Annotated in this window: 8 protein-coding genes; all 8 read right to left on the reverse strand. The window is 59.4% G+C overall.

The annotated features are described in order from the left end of the window. Positions 1-179: 179 nt before the first annotated feature. Positions 180-1,082: a malonate decarboxylase subunit epsilon gene (mdcH, locus tag CHU32_RS27175; RefSeq protein ID WP_103677192.1), complete on the reverse strand. Its 903-nt coding sequence runs from the start codon at positions 1,080-1,082 to the stop codon at positions 180-182. Next, complete coding sequence (locus tag CHU32_RS27180) at positions 1,083-1,700, reverse strand: malonate decarboxylase holo-ACP synthase (protein WP_103677191.1); 618 nt, start codon at positions 1,698-1,700, stop codon at positions 1,083-1,085. Between the two features lie 3 nt (positions 1,701-1,703). Further along, positions 1,704-2,663, reverse strand: a complete 960-nt coding sequence (locus CHU32_RS27185; RefSeq protein ID WP_103677190.1) for an AEC family transporter — start codon at positions 2,661-2,663, stop codon at positions 1,704-1,706. 150 nt (positions 2,664-2,813) lie between these two features. Next, the gene (mdcE, locus tag CHU32_RS27190) at positions 2,814-3,614 is read right to left on the reverse strand and encodes a biotin-independent malonate decarboxylase subunit gamma (RefSeq protein WP_103677286.1); all 801 of its coding nucleotides are present in this window, start codon (positions 3,612-3,614) and stop codon (positions 2,814-2,816) included. Next, positions 3,614-4,447 (reverse strand): biotin-independent malonate decarboxylase subunit beta, encoded by an 834-nt coding sequence (locus CHU32_RS27195; RefSeq protein ID WP_103677189.1) that lies wholly within the window; start codon positions 4,445-4,447, stop codon positions 3,614-3,616. The genes mdcE and CHU32_RS27195 overlap by 1 nt, the downstream gene beginning before the upstream one ends. Continuing rightward, positions 4,440-4,739: a malonate decarboxylase acyl carrier protein gene (gene mdcC, locus CHU32_RS27200; protein ID WP_103677188.1), complete on the reverse strand. Its 300-nt coding sequence runs from the start codon at positions 4,737-4,739 to the stop codon at positions 4,440-4,442. Before mdcC ends, CHU32_RS27195 begins: the two co-directional genes overlap by 8 nt. Positions 4,740-4,748: 9 nt before the next feature. Beyond that, positions 4,749-5,606 (reverse strand): triphosphoribosyl-dephospho-CoA synthase, encoded by an 858-nt coding sequence (locus CHU32_RS27205; RefSeq protein ID WP_103677187.1) that lies wholly within the window; start codon positions 5,604-5,606, stop codon positions 4,749-4,751. Beyond that, positions 5,606-7,261 (reverse strand): malonate decarboxylase subunit alpha, encoded by a 1,656-nt coding sequence (gene mdcA / locus CHU32_RS27210; protein WP_103677186.1) that lies wholly within the window; start codon positions 7,259-7,261, stop codon positions 5,606-5,608. Before mdcA ends, CHU32_RS27205 begins: the two co-directional genes overlap by 1 nt. Between the last annotated feature and the right edge of the window lie 419 nt (positions 7,262-7,680).

Here is a 7,680-nt window from a genome sequence, read left to right on the forward strand (position 1 = left end):
GAGGGAGTACTCCGTACACCCCGCAGGCCCGGTAAGCGCAGCGCCACCGGGCGAGTGGCACTGACCACCCTCACCCCGGCCCTCTCCCTCAGGGAGAGGGGTATTCCGTACACCTCTGTAGGCCCGGTAAGCGCAGCGCCACCGGGCAAAGCACTACGGGGCGACAACCGCGTGGTTGCTCACCCCTGCGCCCGCAGCCGTTTTGCCAGATGTACCGCGACCTCCACGCCGCTGCGTTCCAGCGAAACGGATTCCCCTTCCCATGCGGCCTGACGCGTCAGACAGGTTAAAACGCCGCCGGGCGGCATCTCAATGGCCAGCCGCGCTTCACGTTCGTTTGCGGCAATCACCGCCTCCTGCCAGCGCACGGTGCGCGCCATATTCATTGCCAGATCGTCGGCTATTTTTTCCGGTTGCCACAACACGCGTCCGCTACTGCCGCTCAGATACGCATAGCGCGGACGAGAAAGCGTGACATTGCTGAAAGCCTCTACCAGAGTTTGCGCGGGTTGCGCCAGTAATTCACAGTGTGACGGCACACTGACCGCCAGACGATTCGCTTTGCTGGCCCCTTTCTCCAGCGCCCGTTTCGCTACCCTCGCCATCGCGTCATCACTCCCGGCAATGACAATCTGTGTCTCCGCATTCAGATTGGCGATATAGGTCCCGCTGCCGTCAACCAGCGCCTCAACCTGAGAGAGCGTTAACCCCACGATCGCCGTCAGACCGTAGCCGTGCGGATACGCCTGCTCCATCAAATCGCCACGCAGTGCCACCAGCTTCAGCGCATCGGCAAAATCCAGCGCGCCGGCTATCACTGCCGCCGGGTATGCGCCAATAGAGAGGCCACTGACAATATCCGGCGATACGCCACGGCGCTCCAGTTCACGCGCCCAGGCGACCCCGGCAATCAACAGGGAAAGCTGTACTGCCCGGGTATGCTTTAATGCGTCGGGGGAATCAAGCCGATCTGCCTGCGCACCCAGTACCTCGCGCGCCTGCGCTAATTCTGTTCCCGGAAGGTTTTGCAGCATGCCAGCATGCTGTGTCCCCTGTCCCGGAAAGGTAAACAGGATTTTCATTTATTCCTCCCTGCCCCACGGGTCGCTTACCAGACGCGGCCCCAGTGACGTTTTTAACAGTGCCTTACCGTCGCGCAGCCACTCATTCAGGGCGAACGCCCCCTGCGGCGTTTCCACCTGAGTATCCGCCCGACAAAGCCCATCCGTTAAGTGCTGCTGCCATTTCTCCAGTCGCTCGTGCGGCAGCGGCCGCGGCGCGCGGATCAGCAGATCCAGATCGCTTGTAGCGTGGATCACCGGTATCCCCGTCGCCAGCGCATAACCCGCGCTTCCGGTAATGCCCCATGTCCACGGCCACGTCTGTTGTGTCAGCAATAACGCCACCTGAACCGGCGGCTGTGAGATGAACGGCGAACGCAGCAGTGTCAGCGAGTCCACCAGCGATTCCGGTGAACAAACGCGGGCAACGGTGCCGGGTTTGACCCACCCTGCCGCCCGCTGGTCACGACGCATTCCGCGAACCCCAACCGGAATGCGTCCTTGTACATCAACATCACGCCGCACCACGACCGGCAGGCCTGGATGCCAGGCGTCGTCCACCCAGGCGTCCGTAATATCTTCCAGCGCGTCACGCGCGGTAAGCCAGATAAGGTCGTGGGGGCGTAATGTTATGGTCATGATTTAGATCCCTGATGTCAGCGAGATAAACAGCGGCAGCGACAGGATACACAGTACCGAGCTTAACAGCAGCACAGCTTCGGCATCCGGCGACTGCACGCCAAAGCGGTTACCGAATACCACACCGAAGAAACCGGCAGACAGCGCAATCATCAGGATAGCCGTAATCGCCACGGAGCCGTGCAGGCCGAAAATCAGCACAATCCCCCAGGCGATCGCTGGCTGAATCAGCAGCTTGGCGATGGTCGAGGTAATGACCATCGTGTTGATCTGCAATTTACGCGCAGACAGGATCACCCCGGTCAGGAACAGCGCGGCTGCGGTCGCCGCCAGCCCCAGCGGTTTGATGGCTGCCAGTACCAGTTCCGGCATCGTGATACCGATAGCGGAGAGAATAACCCCCAGCAGCGGTCCCATCACGATCGGTTTCTTAATTGAGCGCCACATCAGCACCGGCAGCATCGCCAGCGTAGAGCCGCTGTTATTCCCCTCAGCACGCGCCTTTTCACGCTCGAGGATCAGCAGGCAGAACGGTGTCATCAGCACGGAGCCGCAGGCAATAGAAACCGCGACAGAAAGCGACGTTGCCGCGCCTTCTCCCAGCACGCTGCCAAGGATCGGCAGGCCAAGCGCCGCATAGTTTGGCAGTGCTACGGTCAGCGTCAGCACAGCGGCATCCTGCGGTGACTTTTTAAATACTTTCGTGGCGAGGAAATAGATGGCGGCGTAGGTGATCCACATCGCCAGCGTCAGCACCAGAATCAGCGGCGACTGGGCGACTATCCCCGTCCACGGCGTCTGAACCGTGGCACTAAACAGCGCGGCGGGAAGTGCAAAGTCCATCACAAAGATATTCAGCAGGGAAACATTCTTGTTATCCACCATTTTGGCCTTCCCGGCCCAGAACCCCAGCAACATGATGATAAAAATCGGTGCAAGAGCATGAACAATCACGTAAGTCATAAATCACCTGTAGTTAAAAGAAAAATCACGTCATTCTTCAGGCTGCGGCTCCCTGTGCAGGCTGAAGAACGTTGTGTTTAGTACTGGCGCGATGATTATTATTTTTCAGTTGCCTGCTCCGGGCAGGCAATCCGGCAGGTCTCTTGTTGCTTACCAGCTCGCTCGCATACGTTCACGTACCAGCGCTGAGCTGCGGCGGTTGTCAGCGCCCAGCCGGCTTTTCAGCGTTGGGTCCTGACGAGCGTCATCAATAGCCTGTTGCACAGTGGTTTTCACCAGCACCAGATCGTCGGCGGACGGAGCGTCCGGATTGCTGATATCCAGCAGATTTGAAAGCAGCCCCAGCGTGGCGTAGTTATCGATGTCGTAGGCCATCGGCGGAATGGTTGCCGCCAGTTTTTCCAGCGACTCCACGCTGCGCAGGGTGATACGTGCGGCGGACTCTTTGCCCATCGCGTGGATCAGAACGCCTTTGTCGTTGAAGGCAATCAAACGGTTCGCCTGATAGCCGTGCGCCAGAAACGCACCGGACATTGCTTTACCGACAATCAGACCAATCACCGGGTGGCCCGCCAGACGCGCATTGGCATACGCCGCAGCGGCACCCGCCAGCGCCTGGTGAATACCAAAACCTTCTTCACGACGGCCGTAGGCCTGACTCGGCACATCTATCACCGCCACAATCGGGCGTTTAACGGCGTTGTCAGCGTCGGCGGCCACGGTTTCGCTGACCACTTTCGCCAGAGTCCAGCCTTCCAGCAGACCCACTTCGCCTTTCGCCGCACGCGGGAAATGGTTGTTCGCATCCGGCACGACGGCGATAAAGCGCACCGTTTCGCCATTCAGCTCACCATCCGCGGCCTGCACGGACGGGCACAGTCCTTCAAGACGTTTTGCATTCGGGACAAGAGCTTGCAGCCATAATTCGCCGCGGCTTATTGAAGTACTCATCATTTCACCTCCCGGGCAAAGAGCGCGTTAATCTGTTCGGCATCAGCTTGTTTGCGGGTATCAAAATTCGTCAGGCGATGAAGATAATCGTCATAGTTATCCGTGCGATGCTTAGCCGGAACGCCTTTCGCCAGCGCGTCGTTCATCGCCGTTTTCACTGCATTGACGCCATCGCCCACCAGCGCATCCACCAGCCCGCTTTGATAACGCACTTCGCCGCCGGTCATGCTCCAGATAAACGGACGGTCGCGGGAATCGTACTCTTCAATCCCGGCTTCCTGCTCGATAACCTGCGGGCCGTTAAGACCGAGACGCGCTTCACGGGTAACAATCAGATAACTGCACAGCGCCGCGGCGATGGACATCCCGCCGAAGCAGCCCACGGTTCCGGCGACAATGCCGACCACCGGGGTATAGCGGCGAAGATCGACAATCGCCGCATGAATATCAGCAATCGCAGCCAGGCCCAGGTTGGCCTCTTGTAAACGCACACCGCCGGTTTCCAGGCACAATACCGCCTGCGTCGGGATGCCGTTACGGTTATCTTCTGCCGCCAGTTCCAGCGCCGCCGCCATTTTGGCCCCGGACACTTCGCCCATGCTGCCGCCCTGGAATGCGCCTTCAATCGCCACGACCACCGACGGTTTGCCGTTGATAGTGCCTTTAGCCACCACCATACCGTCATCCGCCTGCGGCACGATGCCCTGCGCGCCCAGCCATGGCGAAACAATGCCTTCAAACGGGTCAAGTAATTCGCGGTAGCTGCCGTCATCCAGCAGCGCCTGCGCACGCTGACGCGCTTTTAATTCGATAAAACTGCGATCGTTACGCATAGCTCACCTCTTCAAATACCTGTTCGATACGAATGCGCGCCACGCCGGGCGTTGCGCCGAAATCGTGGATCGTCAGTTTGCCCGCAGGCAGGCTGCTCACGGTTTGCAGACGCGTCAACAACGCTTCCCAGCGGGCGCGGCTGTTATCGACGGAAGTGGTGATATCAATGGTCAACGTCTGGCTCTGGTCGGCGGTGAATAACACCTCCATATCCCCGGAGCCCACAACGCCTGCCAGCGCTTTACCACTTAAGGTGCGGCTGGCCGGTACGGTTAACGTAATGTGTTCCATAACATCCTCTTAATGCGTTAAATACGGCGATTCGATACGGTCGAGAAACAGCGTGGCGGCGAGCAAATCTGCCGCGCCGCCCGGCGAAGCGTTCAGCGCCAGCATTTGGCGATCTAACATCGCCAGCGCCTGCTGCCCTGCCGGATGGGCGCTTCCGCCTGCACTGAGTACGGCGCGTGCGCCATGCTGCATGGCCTCCAGACCGTCCATTCCGGCACGGGAAAGCACGCAGGTGTCGGTCAGCGAGGTCATGATCGCCATCAGCGCATCCAGCCTCGCGTGCGTTTCACTACTGCCGTTCAACCGGCTTTGCCGAAGCTGTGGCAGCGCATAATGCATAATGTGCGGAAACGCCTGCTGCGCCTCTTCGCGTGCGCCCGGCACCTGGTAACGATGAGTAGCGCGAAGCCCTTTACTGAAGACTTTCGGCGCGGCGTCATCCGGTAGCCTCGCCAGTCCGGCGGCGGTATCCGCCACCTGCTGGGCGTGAGCGTCGCCACCGAGCATCGCAACGGCGCTGACCAGCAATCCCAGCGCCCAAATCGCGCCGCGGTGGGTATTGACGCCGTTGGTCGCCGCCATCATCTGCTGCTCGCCTTCGCGACCGAGTCGCCCAATGGTTTGTCTGAGCGCAATATCTGCCGGACGTTGCCAGCTTTGTTGCGCCAGCGCCTGAAACGTGGGGGTCAGGCTGTGCGCAGAACGTTCCATTAGCGCAAGGGTAAGATCGTGGTGCGCGCCATTCCCCCGACTGTCCACCAGACCGGGTTTCGGGCTAAGTCGCGCTTCGTCAATCAGACACTGCGTGGCGGCTCGCGCCAGCCATTCGGCACTGCCTTCAACCTGGAGCCGGGGCAGAAGTTTCATTACCAGCTCCGGAATTTCGCAGGGGGGTTGTAAAGACCGCCGGACCATTCCACCAGGTCAGCGACGCTGCCTGCGGCCAGCAGAGAACGGGTGGCGTCGGTACGACGAATGCCCATATCTTCCGGATAAACCACTTTGCCGCTCTGGCGCAGTGCCGCCACGCGTTTAGCATCAACACCCAGCCCGATATCGGTGATGCCGGCGACCGCCGCCACCATCGCCCGTCGCTCTTCGAGGCTTTCGGCACGATACAGATAGGCAATGCCTTCTTCAGTCAGCACGTGGGTCACGTCATCGCCGTAGATCATCACGGGTGCCAGCGGCATGCCGGAAGTTTTCGCCACTTCAATGGCGTCCAGTTTTTCCACGAACGTCGGTTTCACCCCGGCCTGGAAGGTTTCAACCATCTGCACCACCAGTTTTTTACCGCGCTGCATGGGGTCCGGCTCGGTGATCATGTTCAGCCAGGCCGGCGTGGCATGGCGACGACCGTGCGGGTCATGGCCCATATTGGGCGCACCACCGAAGCCGGAAAGACGGCCACGGGTTACGGTTGAGGAGTTCGCGTAACCGTCCACCTGCAAGGTAGAGCCGATAAACATATCAACCGCGTACTGGCCCGCCAGCTGGCAGAACGCGCGGTTGGAACGCATGGAACCGTCGGCTCCGGTAAAGAACACATCAGGACGAGCGCGGATGTACTCTTCCATCCCCAGTTCACCGCCGAAGCAGTGCACGCTTTCCACCCAGCCGCTTTCAATGGCGGGGATCAGCGTCGGATGCGGGTTCAGGGTCCAGTGTTTACAGATTTTGCCTTTCAGGCCGAGCTGTTCGCCGTACGTCGGCAGCAGCAGTTCGATAGCGGCGGTGTTGAAACCAATGCCGTGGTTCAGCGACTGCACCTGATGTTCTGCATAGATGCCTTTAATCGCCATCATCGCCATCAGGATGTGTTCCTGCTTGATCAGTCGCGGGTCGCGGGTAAACAGAGGCTCAATAAAGAACGGTTTGTCGGCGACGACCACGTAGTCAATCCAGGAGCCAGGAATATCGACGCGCGGCAGGTCACATTCATCGTCCACCAGCTCATTCACCTGGGCGATAACAATACCGTCGTGGAACGCGGCGGCCTCGACTAACGCCGGGGTATCTTCAGTACTCGCGCCGGTATAAAGGTTGCCTTTGCGATCGGCTTTAAAACCAGCAATCAGCGCCACGTTAGGCGAGAGATCGACATACAGACGGGAATAAAGCTCGATGTAGGTGTGGATAGCGCCGATTTCCAGCAGACCATCTTCCAGTAACTGCGAGATACGCAGGCTTTGGGTACCGGAGAAGGAAAAGTCCAGCTTGCGGGCGATACCCTTTTCAAAGATATCCAGATGCTCGCTGCGCCCGACACTTGGCATAATCATGTGCAGGTCATGCACAATCTGCGGGTTAACTTCTGCCAGCATGCGGGATAAGAAATCAGCCTGCTTCTGGTTGTTCCCCTCTAAAACCACGCGGTCACCCGGCGCGATCAGTTTTTCCAGCATCGCGGTCAGATCGGCGGTTGGCAGTACCTTACCCTGCACGGGTACGGAAGCCAGACGCCGCTGTTTTTCAGTGCGGCGGGTATTCCAGACGCGTGCTGGCGTTTGCCCAGATAACATGATGAACCTCCTGATTCAGCAATCAGTTTGATTGTCTTAACACTGAGAAGAGTCTGTGCTTTGGTGAGAAATGCATCAATTAAGCGGAGAGCAGGATCGTTAGCCTGAGAGTAATAATCAGAATTGATGATATGTGACGGAGATCAATTTAGATTGCGGAAAATGGATTTCGGGGTGTACGGAGTACTCCTTCTTCCTCAGGGAGTGAGCCGGGATGAGGGTAGTCAGTGCCACCTGCCCGGTGGCGCTGCGCTTACCTGGCCTACGAGGATGTACGGAGTACTCCCACACCCACAGGGAGAGGGCCGGGGGGAGGGCGGTCAGTGCCGCCTGCCCCGGGGGGGGGGGGGTTACGGGGCGGGGGGGGGGTAGGGGGTCTGACACAGGCGACGGGGGGGGGGCGGGGGGGGGGGGGGGGC

It is taken from the genome of Superficieibacter electus (genome assembly GCF_002915575.1).
GTDB classification, from domain to species: Bacteria; Pseudomonadota; Gammaproteobacteria; order Enterobacterales; family Enterobacteriaceae; genus Superficieibacter; species Superficieibacter electus.

Coding starts and splice junctions, on each gene's coding strand:
- mdcE (WP_103677286.1), bottom strand. CDS start 3,614: ATGAGTACTTCAATAAGCCGCGGCGAATTATGGCTGCAAGCTCTTGTC.
- CHU32_RS27185 (WP_103677190.1), bottom strand. CDS start 2,663: ATGACTTACGTGATTGTTCATGCTCTTGCACCGATTTTTATCATCATG.
- mdcH (WP_103677192.1), bottom strand. CDS start 1,082: ATGAAAATCCTGTTTACCTTTCCGGGACAGGGGACACAGCATGCTGGC.
- CHU32_RS27195 (WP_103677189.1), bottom strand. CDS start 4,447: ATGCGTAACGATCGCAGTTTTATCGAATTAAAAGCGCGTCAGCGTGCG.
- CHU32_RS27180 (WP_103677191.1), bottom strand. CDS start 1,700: ATGACCATAACATTACGCCCCCACGACCTTATCTGGCTTACCGCGCGT.
- mdcC (WP_103677188.1), bottom strand. CDS start 4,739: ATGGAACACATTACGTTAACCGTACCGGCCAGCCGCACCTTAAGTGGT.
- CHU32_RS27205 (WP_103677187.1), bottom strand. CDS start 5,606: ATGAAACTTCTGCCCCGGCTCCAGGTTGAAGGCAGTGCCGAATGGCTG.
- mdcA (WP_103677186.1), bottom strand. CDS start 7,261: ATGTTATCTGGGCAAACGCCAGCACGCGTCTGGAATACCCGCCGCACT.